Source organism: Symbioplanes lichenis (assembly GCF_030709675.1).
GTDB classification, from domain to species: domain Bacteria; phylum Actinomycetota; class Actinomycetes; order Mycobacteriales; family Micromonosporaceae; genus Actinoplanes; species Actinoplanes lichenis.
In genome coordinates, this window is the sequence record NZ_JAUZQD010000007.1 from 113,057 (window position 1) to 130,852 (window position 17,796).

Annotated in this window: 12 protein-coding genes; 4 read left to right on the forward strand and 8 right to left on the reverse strand. The window is 73.4% G+C overall.

Going from position 1 to position 17,796, the window contains the following annotated elements; translation table 11 throughout:
- Positions 1-8: 8 nt before the first annotated feature.
- Entirely contained in the window at positions 9-971 is a 963-nt protein-coding gene (locus RAN62_RS18125) for a Dyp-type peroxidase (RefSeq protein WP_305785857.1), read from the reverse strand.
- A 117-nt stretch (positions 972-1,088) separates the two neighbouring features.
- On the opposite strand from RAN62_RS18125, the gene RAN62_RS18130 reads away from it, so the two are divergent.
- Together RAN62_RS18130 and RAN62_RS18135 are read left to right on the forward strand one after the other, a co-directional pair.
- Entirely contained in the window at positions 1,089-2,045 is a 957-nt protein-coding gene (locus RAN62_RS18130; protein ID WP_305785858.1) for an ATP-binding cassette domain-containing protein, read from the forward strand.
- A 104-nt stretch (positions 2,046-2,149) separates the two neighbouring features.
- Positions 2,150-2,875, forward strand: a complete 726-nt coding sequence (locus RAN62_RS18135) for an ABC transporter permease (protein ID WP_305785859.1) — start codon at positions 2,150-2,152, stop codon at positions 2,873-2,875.
- 58 nt (positions 2,876-2,933) lie between these two features.
- Here RAN62_RS18135 and RAN62_RS18140 read toward each other — a convergent pair whose 3' ends face one another.
- The 3 genes from RAN62_RS18140 to RAN62_RS18150 all read right to left on the reverse strand — a co-directional run bounded on the left by RAN62_RS18140 (position 2,934) and on the right by RAN62_RS18150 (position 9,453).
- Positions 2,934-6,089, reverse strand: coding sequence for an ATP-binding protein (locus tag RAN62_RS18140; RefSeq protein ID WP_305785860.1), 3,156 nt, complete (start codon positions 6,087-6,089; stop codon positions 2,934-2,936).
- A gap of 78 nt (positions 6,090-6,167) precedes the next feature.
- The gene (locus RAN62_RS18145) at positions 6,168-7,295 is read right to left on the reverse strand and encodes an outer membrane protein assembly factor BamB family protein (RefSeq protein WP_305785861.1); all 1,128 of its coding nucleotides are present in this window, start codon (positions 7,293-7,295) and stop codon (positions 6,168-6,170) included.
- Between the two features lie 16 nt (positions 7,296-7,311).
- Positions 7,312-9,453: an alkaline phosphatase family protein gene (locus RAN62_RS18150; RefSeq protein ID WP_305785862.1), complete on the reverse strand. Its 2,142-nt coding sequence runs from the start codon at positions 9,451-9,453 to the stop codon at positions 7,312-7,314.
- 148 nt (positions 9,454-9,601) lie between these two features.
- Between RAN62_RS18150 and RAN62_RS18155 the strand changes: the two genes are divergently transcribed.
- Positions 9,602-10,792 carry a glycoside hydrolase family 18 protein gene (locus tag RAN62_RS18155; RefSeq protein WP_305785863.1) on the forward strand — a complete coding sequence of 397 codons (1,191 nt, stop codon included), beginning with the start codon at positions 9,602-9,604 and terminating at the stop codon, positions 10,790-10,792.
- Positions 10,793-10,866: 74 nt separating this feature from the next.
- Here RAN62_RS18155 and RAN62_RS18160 read toward each other — a convergent pair whose 3' ends face one another.
- Both RAN62_RS18160 and RAN62_RS18165 read right to left on the reverse strand, forming a co-directional pair.
- On the reverse strand, positions 10,867-11,325 hold the full coding sequence (locus RAN62_RS18160) for a PASTA domain-containing protein (protein WP_305785864.1): 459 nt from the start codon (positions 11,323-11,325) through the stop codon (positions 10,867-10,869).
- 1,069 nt (positions 11,326-12,394) lie between these two features.
- A complete protein-coding gene (locus RAN62_RS18165) occupies positions 12,395-15,199 on the reverse strand; it encodes an AAA family ATPase (protein ID WP_305785865.1) in 2,805 nt (934 codons plus the stop codon).
- A gap of 99 nt (positions 15,200-15,298) precedes the next feature.
- Between RAN62_RS18165 and RAN62_RS41380 the strand changes: the two genes are divergently transcribed.
- A complete protein-coding gene (locus RAN62_RS41380; protein WP_305785866.1) occupies positions 15,299-16,381 on the forward strand; it encodes a medium chain dehydrogenase/reductase family protein in 1,083 nt (360 codons plus the stop codon).
- Between the two features lie 51 nt (positions 16,382-16,432).
- Here the strand turns inward: RAN62_RS41380 and RAN62_RS18175 are convergent, their stop codons facing one another.
- Together RAN62_RS18175 and RAN62_RS18180 are read right to left on the reverse strand one after the other, a co-directional pair.
- Positions 16,433-16,978 (reverse strand): hypothetical protein, encoded by a 546-nt coding sequence (locus tag RAN62_RS18175; RefSeq protein ID WP_305785867.1) that lies wholly within the window; start codon positions 16,976-16,978, stop codon positions 16,433-16,435.
- 51 nt (positions 16,979-17,029) lie between these two features.
- Positions 17,030-17,704: a DedA family protein gene (locus RAN62_RS18180; protein ID WP_305785868.1), complete on the reverse strand. Its 675-nt coding sequence runs from the start codon at positions 17,702-17,704 to the stop codon at positions 17,030-17,032.
- Positions 17,705-17,796: the final 92 nt, after the last annotated feature.

The window sequence follows — 17,796 nt, forward strand, 5'->3', positions numbered from 1 at the left end:
TGCCGCCGTTAGGCCACGGATGTGGGTGCGGGCGGCAGGTCGTCGAGGAAGTCGCCGGTCGGGGCGAAGAACAGCGACCCGGTGCGCGGCGTCGAGAAGTCGAGGATCCGGTCGTACGTGCCGTAGGGCTGGCCCAGGAACATGCGGCGCAGCATCAGCTCGGGGACGTCGGGCGTGGCCGCGTACGCGATGTAGTAGGTCCCGAACTCGCCCTGCGCGACCGAGCCGAACGGCATGTTGTCGCGCAGGATCTTGAGCTCGTTGCCCTCGTGGTCCTCGACGACGTTGAGGGCCAGGTGCGAGTCGGGCGCCTTGTCCTCGATCTCCATGTTGTCGGCCTTGGTGCGGCCGATGACCGCTTCCTGCTGCTCGGTCGTGAGCTTGTTCCAGGCGGCCATGTCGTGCACGTACTTCTGCACCATGACGTAGCTGCCGCCCGCGAACGAAGGGTCCTCGTCGCCGACCAGCACGGCCCGCTCGGCGATCACGCCGGTCGGGTTCTCGGTGCCGTCGACGAAGCCGAGCAGGTCGCGCTCGTCGAAGTACTTGAAGCCGTGGGTCTCGTCGACGATGTCGGCGGCGCCGGCGAGCCGCTGGCCGATCTTGGTGGCCAGCTCGAAGCAGACGTCCTGCTGCCCGGCGCGCAGGTGGAAGAGCAGGTCGCCGGGGGTGGCGATCGCCGTGTGCACCGGGCCCTTCCACTGGCGGAAGCGGTGCAGCTGCGCCGGGCGGGGGCCGGCGAAGAGCCTGTCCCACAGCTCGGAGCCGATGCCGGTCACGCAGGAGAGCTGGGCGGCGGGGACGCGGAAGCCGACCGAGCGCTGCAGACCGCTGAGGTCCTCCAGCAAGCCGCGGACGGCCTCCTCCCCGCCCTCGCGCACGGTGGCCACCAGGAAGATCGCGGCGTCGGTGAGCGGCGCGAGCACGGCCTGGGAGACGACGGTCGGAGCAACTGATCGAGGCGCTGTCACACGCCGCAGCCTACAAAGATCCTCGTGCGCATGGGCGTGACGATGTCCGCGAGGGCAGAGAGGCCGTGTCGGTGGAATGTCGGCGCCGTGTCAGCGGGGGAGCGCACCCTGGTCCGCATGACAGCAGATCTGATCATCGAGGCCGAGGGTCTCGTCAAGCGCTTCGGCAAGACCGAGGCGCTGCGCGGCGTCGACCTCGCCGTGCCGCGCGGCACCGTGCTCGGCGTGCTCGGCCCCAACGGCGCCGGGAAGACCACGACCGTCAACATCCTCTCCACCCTGCTCGCCCCGGACGGCGGCAGCGCCCGGATCGGCGGCTTCGACGTCGTCAAGGACGCGGCCCGGGTGCGCCGCACGATCGGCCTCACCGGCCAGTACGCGTCGGTCGACGAGGACCTCACCGGCCGGCAGAACCTCGAACTCTTCGGCACGCTGCTCGACCTGGGCCGCGCGGGGGCGCGGAAACGGGCCGCCGAGCTGCTGGAGTGGTTCGACCTCACGGACGCCGCGGACCGGATGGCCAAGACCTACTCGGGCGGCATGCGGCGGCGCCTCGACCTGGCCGCGAGCCTGGTCGGGTCGCCCGAGGTGATCTTCCTCGACGAGCCGACGACGGGGCTCGACCCGGCCAAGCGCGAGGAGATGTGGGACGTCGTCCGCATGCTCGTCGCGGGCGGCTCGACCGTGCTGCTCACCACGCAATATCTGGAGGAGGCGGACGCGCTGGCCGACGCGATCACCGTGATCGACCACGGCCGGGTGATCGCGCACGACACCCCGGACGGGCTCAAGCGCGTGGTCGGCGGTCAGACCCTGGAGGTACGCCCAGCCGCCGCGAGTGACCTGCCTCGGGCCGCCGCGATCCTCGCCGAGGTCTCCGCCGGTGACACCGCCGAGGAGATCCGCAAGGGGGTGCTCGCCGTGCCCGTGAAGGACGACGCCGCGCTCACCACGGCGGTCGCCCGGCTCGCCGCCGCGAACGTGACCGTCACCGAGCTGTCCCTGCACCTGCCCAGCCTCGACGAGGTCTTCTTCACCCTGACCGGCCAGCCCCAGGAAGAGGTAGCAGCATGACCACTCTCATCTCCCCGCAGCGCGCCGGTGGCAAGCCCGTCCCCGTGGCGGCGGCGCAGCCGAACCCACGCCCGCTCCGGCTCATACGCCATTCCCTCGCGCTCATGAAACGCAGCTTGATCAAGACCTGGCGCACGCCGGAGGCGCTGATCGACGTCACGCTGCAGCCGGCGCTGTTCCTGGTCATCTTCGTCTACATCTTCGGCGGGGCGATCTCCGGCAGCACCCACGACTACCTGCAGTACCTGCTGCCGGGCATTCTCGGCCAGACCATCGCCACGGGCTGCATCGCCATCGGCGTCAACCTCAACACCGACCTGGCCAAGGGCATCTTCGACCGGTTCCGGTCGCTGCCCATCCCGCGGTCGGCGCCGCTGATCGGGGCGGTGCTGGGCGACGTCATCCGCTACGTGATCGTCACCGTGGTCACGCTGGCCATCGGCTATCTGATGGGCTTCCGGATCACCACCGATCCGTTCAGTGCCATCGCCGGCTGCCTGCTGGCGGTCCTCTTCGCCCTGTGCCTGAGCTGGCTTTCCGTGCTGGTCGCGATGAAGGTGCGTACGCCCGGTGCGGTGCAGGGGTTGATGTTCGCCCTGATCATGCCGCTGAGCTTCGCGTCCAACGTCTTCGTGGGCACCAGCACGCTGCCGGGCTGGATGCAGGGCTTCGTCGATGTCAACCCGCTGACCCATCTCGTGGCGTCCATGCGCGGGCTCTTCCTCGGTACGCCGCTCGGCAATCACGTGTGGTGGACGCTCGCGTGGTGCGCCGGCTTCGTGATCGTCTTCCTGCCGCTGGCCCTTCGGGCGTACCGGAAAAAGGTCTGATTCCGGCCGCCGGCGCTCAGGGCGTACCGGAAAAAGGTCTGATTCCGGCCGCCGGCGCTCAGGGCGTACCGGAAGAAGGTTTGAGCAGGCCGTCCATGAGCTCGTGGATGCGCGGTCCGAGCTGCTCGAACCGCTCGGCGACGCGGCGGTCCTCCCCGAGGGCCGCCGTCAGCCGTTGCACCTCGCCGGGCGGGAAGAGCGCCACCACGTTCGTGCCCACGCCCATGCCGAGCTGCCACAACTCGCGCGCGGTGACCCGGTCGCCGCGGTGCAGGGCCAGGGTGGCGCCGCCGATCGCCCACGCGCCGATGAGCGGGACGTCCCGGGTGGACAGCACCTCCTCCCGGCTCCGGACGAGCAGCCGCCGGGCCGTCTCGTCGGCCGTGGGCTCCTCCCGGACCGTGGCCAGGGCCAGACGGGTCACCGCCACGGCCACCTGGAAGAGCACCCGGGGCTGGGGCGAGCGAACCGGGAAGACCTCGGTGGCGCGCAGCACCGCCTCGGTGTAGCGCGCGACCAGCTCCCACTTGCCGCGCTGCCAGGCCACGTGGGCGAGCCCCAGGTTGGCCTGGGCGAGGTTCCAGTCCTCGCCGGGGTTGCTCGTCGCGGCGGTCTGCAGGCGGACCTCGGCCTCCTCATCGCCGATGAGCGCCAGCTGCGAGTCCAGGCTGACCCGCAGGGCCCGCGCGTCCTGGGCGGCGCCGATCAGCTCCATGTGCCGGACGCCCAGGGCCAGCCACTCGACCGCCCCGCTCGTGCCGCGCAGGAGGATCGAGTTGCCCACCGTCTGCGCCGCCATGGCCATGCCCCAATGGTCGCCGGCCGCCTCGAACTCCGCGTACGCCTGCTCGGCGTCCGTGATCGCCTCGGCCGGCATCCCGCCACTCTCCCGGAAGGCGGCCCGGGAGAAATAGCCCATTCCCCGCACGTACGCGTCCTCGTGCCCCAGCATCCGCTCGGCCGCCAGCGTCGCCCGGTCGAACTGCACCGTCCCGAAGAACGGCAGCAGCTCGGCGAGGACCGTGCGCCGGGCCGAGACCGTCTCGGGCCGTTCCCGCATGACCGTCCGCACCATGCGGTTGCCGAGGGCGACGAGCCGGGTCGGCCCGGTGATGCCGCCGTTGATCACGGTCATGAGACCGGTCCACACGAGCCGGTCGGCGTCGGGCAGCGGCCGGCCGCTCGCCTTGCCTTGCAGGACCGCCGACCGCAGACGCGCTGCCGGGTCGTCCGCGTGCGTCACTTGCCGGGCCCACTGCGACACCTCGACATGCAGGCCGCGCACCATCCAGAACTGGAACAGTGTGGCCGCCACGTCCACCACGGCCGGTTCGTCGTCGATCGCCAGGGCCCACCGCAGGGCGGCCTGCAGATTGTCCGAGTCGCGCGCGATCGCGTGCAGGACGGACGGCTGCCGCGGCCCGATCACGTCGTCCAGCCAGGACACCGCGACGGTACGGGCCCAGCCGAGCAGCCCCTCCATGGCGGCCGTGCGATCCCCGAGCCGCACCTCGCCGTACTCCCGGACGGTCTCCAGCATCCGCCAGCGGGGCTCGCCGTCCTCCTGGTCGAGCACCAGCAGCGACTGCTCGACCAGCACCGCCAGCCCCCGCCGCACGTCGGACCGGCCGGCCACCGCGGCCGCCGCCTCCGCCGTGAAGCGCGCCGGGATGACCGCGAGCCGTTGCAGCAGCTCCCGCTCGGCGCCCGGAAGCAGCTCTCGGCTCCAGTCGACCATGGCCCACAGGCTGGCGTGCCGCTCGGGCAGCCCGCGCAGGGCGTCGTCGAGCAGCGCGAACCGGTCGTCGAGGCCGGTCAGCACGTCGTCGATGGGCATGTGCCGTAGCCGGGCCGCCGCCAGCTCCAGCGCCAGCGGCAGATTGTCGAGGCGGCGGCAGAGCAGCAGCGCGCGGTCGGCGTCCCAGGTGGGCACGGCCCCGCCGGCCCGGGCCCGCGCGTCGAGCAGGTCCAGCGCCTCGGCGTCCGGCAGCGTGCCCAGCCGGTGCACGATCTCCCCGGCCAGGCCCAGCGGCGCCCGGCTCGTGGCCAGCACGGCCACCTCGGCGGCGACGTCGATCAGATCGGCGACCACGTCCGCGGCGGCGGCCAGCACGTGCTCGCAGTTGTCCAGGACGAGCAGGCCGTCCAGCTCCGGCGCCGCGGCGCGCAGACGCTCACGGGGCGTGAGGACCCGGCGCTCGAGGTTCACCGTGGACGTCGTCTCGCCGCCACCGAGGGCGGCGAGGATCGTGGGGAGGACCTCCGCCGGCGTACGGACACCGGCCAGCTCGACCACCACGACGGCGCCCTCGGCCCGTCGCGCCACCTCGGCGGCGAGCCGGGTCTTGCCCGCGCCGCCGGTGGCCACGATCGTGACCAGTGGCGCATCGGCGAGGGCGGCGGTGACCTGGGCCAGGTCGTCGTCCCGGCCGACCAGCGCGGTGCCGGGGCGCCGCCACGATCCGGGCAGGCCGCGGCGGGCCGGGGCCTGCGGCTTGCGGGCAAGGCCGTCGCGACGGGGGGCGAGATCGCCCCGGAGCAGGGCGACGTGGACCTCGGCGATGACGGGTGACGGGTCGGTGCCGTAACGGTCGGCCAGCTCGGTGCGCAGCCGCTCGATCACGTCGAGGGCCTCGGCGTCGCGCCCCTGGGCGGCCAGGACCCGGACCAGCAGGGCGGTCGCGGGCTCGTCGGGCGGCGTGCGGGCGGCGAGCAGGCGCAGGTCGGCGTCGTCCAGGGCGCCGGCCCCGGCCAGGGCGGCCTCGGCCCGCAGGGCGACGATCTCGCCGAAGAGCCGGGCCTCGGCCGCCGGCTCCGGCACCTCGGGGAAGCAGGCCCGGGCCTGGTCGGCGGTCAGGCGGGCGGCCGTCGCGTCGCCGGTGCTCAGCGCCGCGCGGGCCTGCCCGGCGAGTGTGCGGGCCGTGGCGACATCGGTCTCGATCTGCTCGACCGGCGTCCGGTAGCCGCCGGGCACCGCCACGACCGGCACGCCGAGCCGCCGCACGCGCGAGACCAGCGCCTGCACGGCCCCGGAGGCGTCCTCGGGCGGATCGCCGTGCCAGACAGCCTCGGCCAGGGCGCCGCCGGAGACCGCGCGGCCGCGGGCCGCCACGAGCTCGCGGACCACCGCGGCCAGGCGGTCGCCACGCACTGGCCGGCCGTCGACGGCCAGCGGGCCGAGCAGGGTGATCCGCACCCGGCCATTGTCCGCCACGCCGCCACCCCGTTTCACCCGCCCGGCGGTGGCGGGCTGCTCACCCGCGTCTTACTCACTCGCGCGTTGCTCACCGCGTCAGCGGAACGTGGCGAACCGCTTGCGGATCTGGCCGCCGATCGCGGTGAAGTCGCCGCCCGCGCTCATCGCGCCGCCGTGGGCCACCAGCGTGCGGACGCCGATCACCCCGTTGGCCTGCGGCGCCCACGAGGTGAGGGCGCCGGCGGCGGTCAGCGAGGCCAGCTTCACCCGGGAGTACGAGCCGTCGAGGCAGGCGCCCTGCGTGCCGTTGCGCACCGAGCGGCAGATCTTGTCGAAGTGCCCGCCGACGTAGACGCTGCCGCCGAGGGTGGCGATGGCGACCGCGTCCCCGTCGAAGACGCGCTGCCACTTCAGCTTGCCGGTCGTCGTGTAGGCGAGGGCCCGGCCGCCCTGGCCGCCCGTGGCCGCGTACACGTTGGCGCCGTCGACGGCGATCGAGTTGACCTGCGAGTCCGGCTTCGGCGTGAACGAGCGGTCCACGGCGCCGGACGACGCCGAGATTGCCGCGAACCGCAGGGTGCCCGTGACCCCGCTGACCTTGTGGAAGCCGCCGCCGGCGTAGACGCGGCCACCGGCGAGGGCCAGGGCGTGCACCGAGTCGTCCGCGGCCGGGCGCCACTGGCTGTCCAGCCGTCCGGACGACAGCGAGAAGGCGGCCAGGTTGCCCCGGGCGGAGCCGTCGATCTCCTCGAAGCTGCCGCCGACATAGAGACGGCCATTGCCGACCACCATGGCGTACGGCGCCCCCGTCACCTGGTGCGAGAAGGAGCTCACGGCACCGGAGTACGCGTCGAGCCGCACCAGGTTGTCGCGGATCCAGCCGGAGACGCGGCGGAAGGAGCCGCCCGCGTAGACGGAGGAGCCGCTGACGGCGAGGGCGCGTACGGTGCTGTCCGCCGCCGGGGACCAGTCGAGCAGGGTGCCGGACCTCGCGTCGAAGGCCGCCAGCCGGGACCGCGAGTACATGCGGCCGCCCGACTCGGCGCTGGTGAAGGCGCCGCCGACGTAGACGGTGTCACCGCGGTACGCGATCGCGTACACGGGACCGTTGAACTGGGGCGCCCGGGCCGGGCCGGTCGTGATCGCACGGGCCGGGGCCGCGCCGGCGGCGACAGTGAGCGTGGCGGCGACGGCCGTCAGCAGCAGCCGACGCGCGAGAGGCATGAAACGCACATATCAGTCAACCATCGCGGCTCGGCGAAAGTCGCGCCGCCGCGCTGTCCGTTTGTTGTGCTTTATCCCTCACTGTCGGCTTCTCCACCACCGGGACCGGCTCGGCCGGCGGCGGCAGCCGGGTGCCCGCCGTCACCTGCCCGGCGATGTCCCGGTCGCGCAGGCCGAGCATGACCAGCCAGTCGACCAGCTGCCGGTGGACGGCGTCGGGGCCGATCAGCTCACCCTGGCTGATCTGCCACTCCGCCGGGTGCACCAGCATGGCGTCGGTCTGCCAGCCGCCGAGCCCGCCGTGCGAGCCGACCAGCTCCTCGAACGCGGCGACCTCGCTGGTCACCGGGTCCACGGTGCTGATCAGGACCAGGTCGGGGATGTGGGCTGACTCCTGGTGGCGCAGCAGGTCGGCGCGGGCGTGGGGGCCGTACGGGAGAAGGGGGTCGATGCCCTGCACCTCGCCGTCGGTGAGCCGGTGGCTGCCGCCCGGCCCGTAGGCGACGGGTCCGTCCGCCTCGGCCACCACGACGATGCCGATCCCCGGGTGCCCAGCGAGCCCCGGCACGAGCTGCGGATAGATCCGGTCGATGCGGTCCTTGGTGAGCCGCTCGGTGTAGCGGGTCAGATAGACGAGCGCGAGGTTGCCCGAGGAGACGACCAGCAGCGGCGCCACCGGGGAGGGCGGGAAGTCGGGCTCGTGCTTCGCCTCGTCCTCGGCCGGAGTGCTCGGGGCGTCTGCCGGGTCGGGCACCGAGAAACGCTCGACCGCCTCGTCGAGGGTCTCGCCGTGCCGCTGCCGGAACGTGGCGCCCTGGCTCTGCCCGTGGTCCGACACGATCACGATCTGATAGGAGCGGGCGGCCTCGCGGCGCAGCTTCTCGAGGACGCCGAGCATCCGGTCGAGACTTTCCAGCTGCCGCATCGACTCGGGGCGCGCGGGGCCCGCGTGATGCGCCACCTCGTCGTAGTCGACCAGGTCGCAGTAGATCGCCGGGGCGCCCCGGGCCATCTGCTCGGCGATCAGCGACACGTTGACGTCGCGCAGCAGCATCGAGGCCGGGCGCAGGGCCAGGAAGGCGCCGGAGCGGCTGACCCGCGGCTGCAGGTTGCGCCGGCGCTGGAGCCGGGCCTGGTAGAGCTCGACGACCACCTCGCCGACCCCCAGCACCAGGGCCCGCGTGAAGCCGAACGGGCTGGCCATGAACGCCGCCCAGCCCCGCGCCGACCGGCCCGGCAGCGCGGCGTGGCTGACCGTGAGCAGACAGGTGGTGGCGTCACCGGAGAACGCGTTGCCGATGCTCACGCCGTCGTCGCGCAGCAGTCCCCGGCCGTCGGAGAGCCGGGGCTGGATCACGGCGGCGTCGCGCGGGCGGTTGGAGACCATCAGCTTGCCGGTGTCCTTCTCGAACCACCGGAAGCCCGGGATCTGCCGGGAGGCGCCGTGCAGGATGCCCGCCTGCGACGCCGGGGTCGTGGACGGGAGGCCGGTGTGCCAGCCGCGCATGGTGTGCGTACCGGAGCGGAGCCAACGGCCGAGAGTGGGCAGGTTGCCGGCGCGGACCGCCCAGCGCAGCACTGGCTCGCTGACCCCGTCGAGCTGGACCACGAGCAGCCCGGGCTCGGTGCCCATCGCCGGCCGGTGCAGGCTCAGGAACCGCCCGCCCGCCTGCCGGGCCTGCCGCCGGCGGATGGCCCGCATGAGCCGGCGGGCCTCCTTGAGGAACGTGTCCTCGGTGCCGCTGTCGACCATCCAGTCCAGGATCGCGGCGCCCACCACGGCCACCAGGGCGGCGACCCCGACGGTCGGCCAGCCGCTGAGCCGCTTGGACGGGTCCAGCTCGAGGGCGACGGCCATGACGGCGATCTGGGCGACGACGCCGAGCAGCATCGCGCCCCAGCCACCGAGCGCGGTGACGCCCCAGAGCAGCAGCGGCCGCAGCACCGCGCCCACCAGGGCGACCAGGACCACGAGACCCATCGTGTCGATGACGTCGGTGCTGCGTACGCCCGGCATCAGCCACAGCGTGATGCTCAGGACGACGAAGGTGATGATGCCGTTGCGCAGCACGGCCTTGAGCCGGTCCAGCACGCGCGGCCAGGCGATCAGCGCCCGCAGATCGTCCCCGCGGTTGCTGTTCCCTGGTTGCACGGCCACCGGGAAACGATCGCACAGCTCCGGGCGTCCCCGCTTCCCACGTCGCCAACGACACGTCCCGCCGGGCCACCCGATCGGATGACAGAGGAGTTTTCCGGCACCGGGCCGCGATACGGTCGGTGCTCTGCGAGGGATGGGGGAGGCCCGGATGCGGGTCGTACCCGTTGTCGTCACGCTGCTGCTCGTCCTGGCCGGCTGCTCGGCCCAGGCCCCGGAGCCGACGCCGTCACTCCCGGCCCCACCGGCCGCGCCCAAGATCGTGGGCTACTTCACCGACTGGGGCGTCTACGGCCGCAACTTCCAGGTCGAGGACGTCGCCGCCGACAAGCTGACCCATCTGCTGTACGCGTTCGGCAAGGTCACCGGCGGCAAGTGCACGACCAGCGACGCCTGGGCCGACTATCAGCGTCCCGTGGCGGCCGGCGACAGCGTGGACGGGGTCGCCGACTCGTCGGGATCGGCCCTGCGCGGCAACTTCGGCCAGCTCCGCAAGCTCAAGGCCAAGCACCCCGGGCTGAAGATCCTGTGGTCCTTCGGCGGCTGGACCGGCTCGGGCGGCTTCACCGAGGCGGCCAGGAACCCGGCCGAGTTCGCCGAGTCGTGCGCGAAACTGCTGAAGGACCCGCGCTGGACCGGCGTCTTCGACGGCATCGACATCGACTGGGAGTACCCGAACGCCTGCGGCCTGAGCTGCGACTCCAGCGGCCCCGACGCGCTCACCGGCCTGGTCGCCGACCTTCGCCGCGAACTGGGTCCGGGCGCCCTGGTCACCGCGGCCGTCCCCGCCGACACCGGCAAACTGGGCGCCAGCGACTACGCGGACGTCGCGGCGCAGACCGACTGGCTCAACGCGATGACGTACGACTTCTTCGGCACCGGCAACACGCCCGGCCCGACGGCGCCGCACTCACCGCTGACCGCGTACCCGGGCATCCCCCGCGAGACGGCGACCACCGAGGCGGCCATCGGCAAGCTCCTCGACCTCGGCATCCCCGCCGGCAAGATCCTGCTCGGCATCGGCTTCTACGGCCGCGGCTGGACCGGCGTCGGCACCCCGGACCCGGGCGGCAAAGGTACGGGCGCGGCGCCGGGCAGCTACGAGCAGGGCATGGAGGACTACGGCGTCCTCGCCCGCACCTGCCCGCCGACCGGCACCGTCGGCGGGACGGCCTACGCCTTCTGCGGCGGGCAGTGGTGGAGCTACGACACCCCCGACACGATCAAGAGCAAGATGGCGTACGCCCGGAGCAAGTCCCTGGGCGGCGCCTTCGCCTGGGAACTCTCCGGCGACACCGACGACGCCCGCCTCCTGTCCGCCATGGCCGCCGGCCTCAGCTGATCGTCCGTCTCAGCCTTTACCGTCGCGCGCCTCAGCCTTACCGTCGCGCGTCTCAGCCTTTACCGTCGCGGGTCTCAGTCGTCGGAGTACTTCTTGACCGTCGCGGTGATGAACGAGTCCGCGGCGACCTTGGAACCCGCCTTCAGATCCTGCGCGACAACGACCCAGTTGGCGTCGATCAGCGGAAGCCGGTGGGCCCCGGTCGCGTCGGTAGCCGGTGCGACATGCAGTCCGGCCGCGCGCCAGAGATCCTGCGCCGACTGGTAGTTGAGCCCGACGCCGTCCGGCACCTTGACCGGAGCCTTGGTCTTTCGCGGCGCGGTCGTTGCCTTCGCGGTTGTCGCTAGTGCGGTCGTCGCAGTCGTCGCCGTCGCGGTCGTCGTGGGACTCGGCGTCGTCGCCTCGGCCGGGGCGGCGGTCGAGGTGGCTGCGGCAGCCGGGGCCTCCGATGTGGTGCCGTCGCCGCTGCTCGAACAGCCCCCGAGAGCACACGCCAAGGTAAGGATGATCGCGGACGCTGTCTTCGTGTGCATCACCGCAGGCTAGCGACGCGCTCATCTGCGGATCGGCCGAATGCCGGTCGGCTGGACATCCGATGCCTGCCCCTTTCCGGCCGGCCTTCAATCAGCCGTGCGGCGGCTCGAGTCCTTATGTGGTTGTATCCGCGCCGCGGTTGCATTCATCAAGCAATTCTTCGGCGCTTTGGTGACGGTGGTTACTTTCGGCGGTTTGGCATGCTGGATCGTCATTTCGATGCGACATGGCGGGGTGGGCGGGAGGACAATTTTCGGCATGGGACAGCTGGAATTGTTCAGCCGGGCGCAGGTGGCCGGGATGCGGGATCGCACCCGCTCGCGGAGCTGGTGCCCGGAGCGTGAGCAGTTCCGGCGCGACCACCAGGTGCGGCGCGACTGGGGCAAGTTCCGGCTGCACACTCGTCGGCTGGGTGAGCTGCGGGCTCGCCGGGAGGGCTTCTGGTCGCCCGGCGCGAGTGGGCCCGGGGGAGTGCTGCCCGCCTCCCCGGTGCGCCCTCGGCCCCGACCGGTCCTCGCGCCACCACCCGCCGCATCGCCCACCTCAGCCGCGTCGCCGTCCGCCGCGCCGCCCGCTCTGGCCGTGTCGGCGTCTGCTGCGCCGCCCGCTTTGGCCGTGTCGGCGTCTGCTGAGCCGCCCGCTTTGGCCGTGTCGCCGTCCGCCATGCTGCCCGCCCCGGCCGTGTCGCCGTCCCCGGCGGTAGCGTCGCCGCCCAGCACGCCGCGTGCTCCCGTTGTGTCGCAGCCGGGCGTGCTGCCCGCGCCGACCACGTCGCAGCCCGTGGTGCCGCCCATCCCGGTCGTGTCGTCGCCCATCTCAGCCTCATCGCCGTCTGCCGCGCCGTCCTCGACATCGAGTGGGCCGGTTCTCCCGTCAGTTCGGCCTGGGCGTGCCGCGCCGGCGATGTCGCGGTCGGTCGTTCCCGCCTTGCAGCCGGGGGTTTTCGCCTTGCGGTCGACGGGAAAGGCTTCGGGTTTTCCTTGTCTGCGCGCCACGGCGTTGCGGCGTTGCGCGAATTGCGGAGACGTGGGGAGAGGGGGCGCCTGGGAATGCGGGTGGAGGGGGCGGTCAGGGGGTTTCCTGGAGGTGGGGGTGGTCTTTGAGCTGGCGGCGGGAGGTGATGTCGAGTTTGCGGAAGATGTTGCGCAGGTGGGCGTCGACGGTGCGTTTGCTGATGAAGAGGCGGGTGGCGACTTCTTGGGAGGTGGCGCCCGCGGCGGCCAGGCGGGCGACGGCGACTTCGTGCATGGTGAGTTTTTCGTAGCCGTGTTCGGTGCGGGGGCCTACGCGGTCGCCGGTTGCGCGGAGTTCGTCGGCGGCGCGCCGGGCGAAGGCGTCGGCTCCGGCTCGGGTCAGCAGGTCGAGGGCGGCGCCCAGGTGGGTTCGGCAGTCGCGGCGGCGGCCCTGGCGGCGCAGCCATTCCCCGTACGCCAGTTGGGCGCGACCCAGATGCACGGTGAGCCGCCCGGCGGACAGCAGCTCCACGGCCTCGTGGAAGTGCTCTTCGTCGCCGGTCACCAGTCCGCGCGCGTGGGCGGCGACGCCCAGGCCCGCGGCCGTGCCCGCGGCCGCCGTGCGCTCGGTCAGGGTGGCCAGGCCCCGGGCGGCGACGGCCGGCTCGTGGCAGCGGACCGCCGCCTCGATCAGCTCCGGCAGCACGGCGCCGGTGAGGAACAAGTCGTCGTGGTCGAGGGCCTGGCGGGCCGCGGTCAGGGCGGCCGGATAGTCGCCGGTTCCGTTGTGCAGCATGGCGGTCCACAGGTGGGCGTTGGCCACCAGGCCGGTGCCGGGGGCGGCGACGGCGGCCCGGGTGAGTTCGGCCGCCTCCTCGCGCCGGCCTCGCAGCGCGGCCAGGTGCAGCCGGTGGTAGATCAGCGGGGCGGCGCCGATCGCGTCGGAGATCGCGGCCTCCTCGGCCGTGGCGGCGATCGCCCGTCCGATGTCGCCGGTGAGGATGGCGTCGACCACCTGCTGGGCCAGGCCGACCCGGAGCGGCAGGGGGGCGCCCGCCGCGCGGCCGGCCTTGACCAGCCGGTCGGCGATGGTGGTGTGGGCGTCGAGGTCCCACAGCTCGATCGCGATCATCGCCGCGAGCGTCGGGCGCCGGGCTTGGGACGGGTCGTCGAGGGCGGCGCGCAGCGCCGGGACGGCCACCGCATACCCTTCGGTGGCCTGCAGCACCAGCGCGTGCAGCAGGTCCGGTGGCCCGGGCGAGGGAGTCTCGGCCGCCGCTTGCAGGACCTCGTCGATGACCCCGCCCCGGCCCACGACCAGGCTCATCTCGAGGGCGTCGAGGAAGGTGTCGCGGGACCGCCCGGGGTCGAGGTCCGTCAGCCGTTGCGCGGCCCGGACGACCAGGCGCGGGCCGGAGGCGTCGCCGTGCCGGGTGAGGGCGATGCTGCCCCGCAGCGACTCGAGCCGGGCCCGCCGCCGGTCGTCGAGCGCGGCGGCGTCGAGGGTGCTGAGCAGGTCGGCGGCCCGGGCGATCGTCCCGGCGTCGAGGTGCGCCTGGGCGGCGTCGAGCGTGCGGGCGACGCGTCGGGCGGGGTTAAGGGTCAGCCCCACCGAACGTTCGAGGAACGCCGCGGCCGCCGCCATGCCCCCGCGCGCCTGGGCCCGGGACGCCCGGCGTTCCAGCTCGTCGGCCAGCTCGTCGTCGGGCCCGGTGGCGGCCTGGGCCCGGTGCCAGGCCCGCCGATCGGGTGCGGCGACGGGATCGGTGGCCGCCGCGAGCGCCGCGTGGGCCGCGTGCCGGTCGGCCACCGGGGCGGAGTCGTAGGCGACCGACCGCGCCAGCGGATGGCAGAAGCGGACGCGGGACCCGAAGTCGGCCAGGCCGGTCGCGGTCACCTCCGCGGTGGCGGCGGCGAGGTCGAGCCCGAGCGTCCGCGCGGCGGGCCAGAGGAGGCCGGGGTCGCCGGTCGGGTCGGCGCCGGCCACGGTGAGCAGCAGCCGGGCGGGGGCGGAGAGGTCGGCCAGCCGGGCGCGGAAGCCGTACTCGATGCGGGCCGGCACCGACGCCGTCCCCGGCGGCACGAAGCCTCCGGCCCGGGGCAGCTCGAGCAGGGCCAGCGGGTTGCCCTGGGCCTCGGCGACGAGCCGGTCGCGCACCTGGTCGTCGAGCCCGACCGGGTGCCGGGCCGCCAGCACGGCGGCGGCCGCCCCGGCGTCGAGGCCGGCGACCGGCAGCCCGGGCAGCTCGTCGAGGCCGGCGATCGGCAGCCCGGGCAGCTCGTCGAAGCCGACGTGCCCGGCCCGCCGCACTCGTGCGCCGTCGTCACGCTCGACGTGCCCGCCCTGACCCCCGGCGAGGCGATCGCCCTCGCCCGGCGCACCCTCCGCGACGCCGATGACCGGGGTCCGGACGGCGAAGATCATGGCGATCGGGTCGGTGGCGATCCGCCGGGCGATGAAGAGCATCGCCTGCGCGGAGGCGCTGTCCAGCCACTGGGCGTCGTCGACCAGGCCCAGCAGCGGCTGCTCCTGGGCCGCCGCGGTCAGCAGCCCGAGCGCGGCCAGCCCGATGCGCAGCGGATCCGGAGTGCCGTCGGTCAGCCCGAAGGCCACTTGCAAGGCCTCGCGATGCCGCGCGGGCAGACCGGTCAGCTGCCCCAGCAACGGTACGCACAGCTGGTGCAACGCCGAGTAGGGCAATTCCCGCTCGAGCTCCGACCCGGCCGCCCGGACGATCGCCAGGCCGGCTGTCGTGCGTACGGCCTGGTCCAGCAGTGCGGTCTTGCCGATGCCCGCCTCGCCGCGCAGCACCAGCGCCCCGCCCCGGCCCGCGCGGGCGGCAGCGGTCAGCTCGTCGATGCGGCGCTGCTCCGCCGCCCGGCCGACGAGCAGCTCCGTCCCGGATGGCAGCGTCCCCACCCCGGGCACGGTAGACCACGTAGGCATGCGTTGCCGACGCGCGGGCCCGCCGCGGTGGACGAGGGTCGAAGGACCACGATCCACCCCGAGGAGTACGCCATGAGCACCACCGCTGTCGAAGTCGTCCTGCCCGCCCGGGTCGAGCCGGACGGCCTGCAGGTCCGGTCCCGTCGGCTGGCGGCCCCGGGACAGGGCCGCGCTCTGCTGCGCATGGAGGCCACCGGGGTGTCGTTCGCCGAGCAGCAGATGCGCCGCGGCAAGTACTACGATCAGCCGCCCTTCCCCTTCGTGCCCGGCTACGACGTCGTCGGCACGGTCGTGGCCGTGGGCCCCGGCGTGGCGGCCGAGACGGTGGGCAAGCGGTTCGCCGTGATCACCAAGACCGGCGCCTGGGCCACGCACCTCGAGGTGGACGCGGCCGATCTGCTGCCGGTGCCCGCCGGACTCGACCCGGCCGAGGTGGAGGCCGTGCTGGTCAACGGCATCACCGCGTGGCAGATGCTGCACCGGACGGCCAAGGTGCCGCGCGGCGCCACGATCGTGGTGCTCGGCGCCAACGGCGGGGTCGGGTCGACCCTCGTGCAGCTGGCCCGGCACGCCGGGATGACGGTCATCGGCACCGCGGCGGCCCGCCACCACGAGTTGCTCCGCGAGCTCGGCGCCACCCCGGTCGACTACCGCGACCCCGACATGTACGAGCAGATCCGCCGGCTGGCCCCGGACGGCGTCGACGCGGTGTTCGACCACGTGGGCGGGCCGGGGCTCAAGCAGTCGTGGCATCTCGTGCGCAAGGGCGGCACGCTGGTCTCCTATGGCAGCGCCGCCACCATGAACGAGGGAGGCAACGCCCAGTTGCCGATGCTCAAGCTCATCGGCCAGCTGGCCGGCTGGAACTACTCGCCCAACAACCGGGGCGCCCACTTCTACAACTTCTGGGCCGGCCTGCGCAACGGCGGCGCCTTCCGGGCGCGCCTGCGCGAGGACCTCGCCGAGGTGCTGAAACTGCTGGCCGACGGCGTGCTCGTCCCGCACGTCGCCGCCCGGCTGCCCCTGGCGAGCGCCGCCGAGGCCCTCGCCCTGGCCGAGTCCCGCACCCTGGCCGGCAAGATCGTCCTGGTCCCCGACGACCAGGAAAGGCGTGCCGGCGACCAGCGTCCCGGCGACCAGCGTGCCGGCGACTGAGAAAGGCGACTGAGGAAGGCGACCGGGAAAGGCGACTGGGAAAGGCGGAGGTCAGGTGCGCGCGGCGGTGCGGCGGGCGGCAGTGCGCCGGGCCGTCGTCTTGGTCGGCAACTCCCGCTCCGGCGGCGGATCCGCGACGGCACGGCTCGTCGATTCGCGTACCCCGTCGTCGGCGGGCGACCCGGAAGCGGGCGACGCGGTGGCAGGCGATGCGGTGGCAGGCGATGCGGTGGCGGGCGACCCGGAGGAGCGGTCGCGTTCCTTCTCGCGCTGGATCAGGGCGGCCAGCACTTCCTTGTCGTACCTGGTCTCGGCGCTGCGGGCCCGGTCGCGGGCCTTCTCCGCCTTGGCGACGGCCTTCTTGCGCTCCTTGACCAGCTCGGCGCGACGCTTGCCGGCGGCCTTCAACGCCTGCTTGAGCCGGGCCGTCTCGTCCGCCGCCCGGCGCAACGCCTGACGATGCTGCTCGGACAGGCTGTCGATCGTCTCCAGCTGGTGGTCGATGTCCGTCACGGCCGTCCGCGCCCGATCGGCGGCGGCCCCGGCGGCTCCGGCCTTCTTCCGCCGGCGGTCGAGGGGCTGAGCTGTTGTGGTCACGGCTGTCACTCCCTTCGGTGTCTCTCTTTGCGCTACCCGGGGAGGGCCGGATCAAGCCTGTGAGTCTCCTGGCGCGGCCAGGGCGGCCTCGGCCTCGCGGGCGCGGCGGCGGCGGATGTGACGCATGTGCAGGATCACGTACGCCACCACGGCCAGCACCACCAGCGGGATCACGAACCACTTGTAGTGGTGCGCCTCCTCGATCAGCTCGCCGAGGCGTGGACCGAGCAGGTAGGCGATGGTCGTCCACCAGCCCACCCACAGCGCCGCCCCGATCGCGTTGTAGAGCAGGAACGCCTTCCACGGCATCGCGGTGATGCCGGCGATCACCCCGTTGAGCTGGCGCAGGCCGTCGATGAAGCGGGCCACGACCACGATCCGGTTGCCGCGCCGGGCGAAGAACTTCTCGGCGCGCTCGAGCCGCTCGGGCGTGATGAAGATGTACTTGCCGAAGCGGTGCACCGCCTTGCGGCCGCCGCGCACCCCGATCCAGTAGCCGATGTTGTCGCCGAGCACGGCCGCGACGAAGGCGATCGCGGCGACGGCCCAGATGTCGAGCCGGCCCCAGCTGGAGTAGATCGCCGCGGCGACCATGATCGTCTGGCCGGGCGCGGGCACCCCGAAGCTCTCCACGCCGATCACGGCGGCCACGGCCAGGTAGCCCCAGCGGTCGAGGATCGGAGCGACGCCGTGCAGGAAGCTCGGCAGGTCGTCGGTGGGCGGCATGGGCTCGGGTGGCTCCTGTCCTGGGCGCGGGGGCGGCGCCCCCGACCTCACACCGTATCCACCACGCGGGGGCACAAACCAAAGGTGTGCCC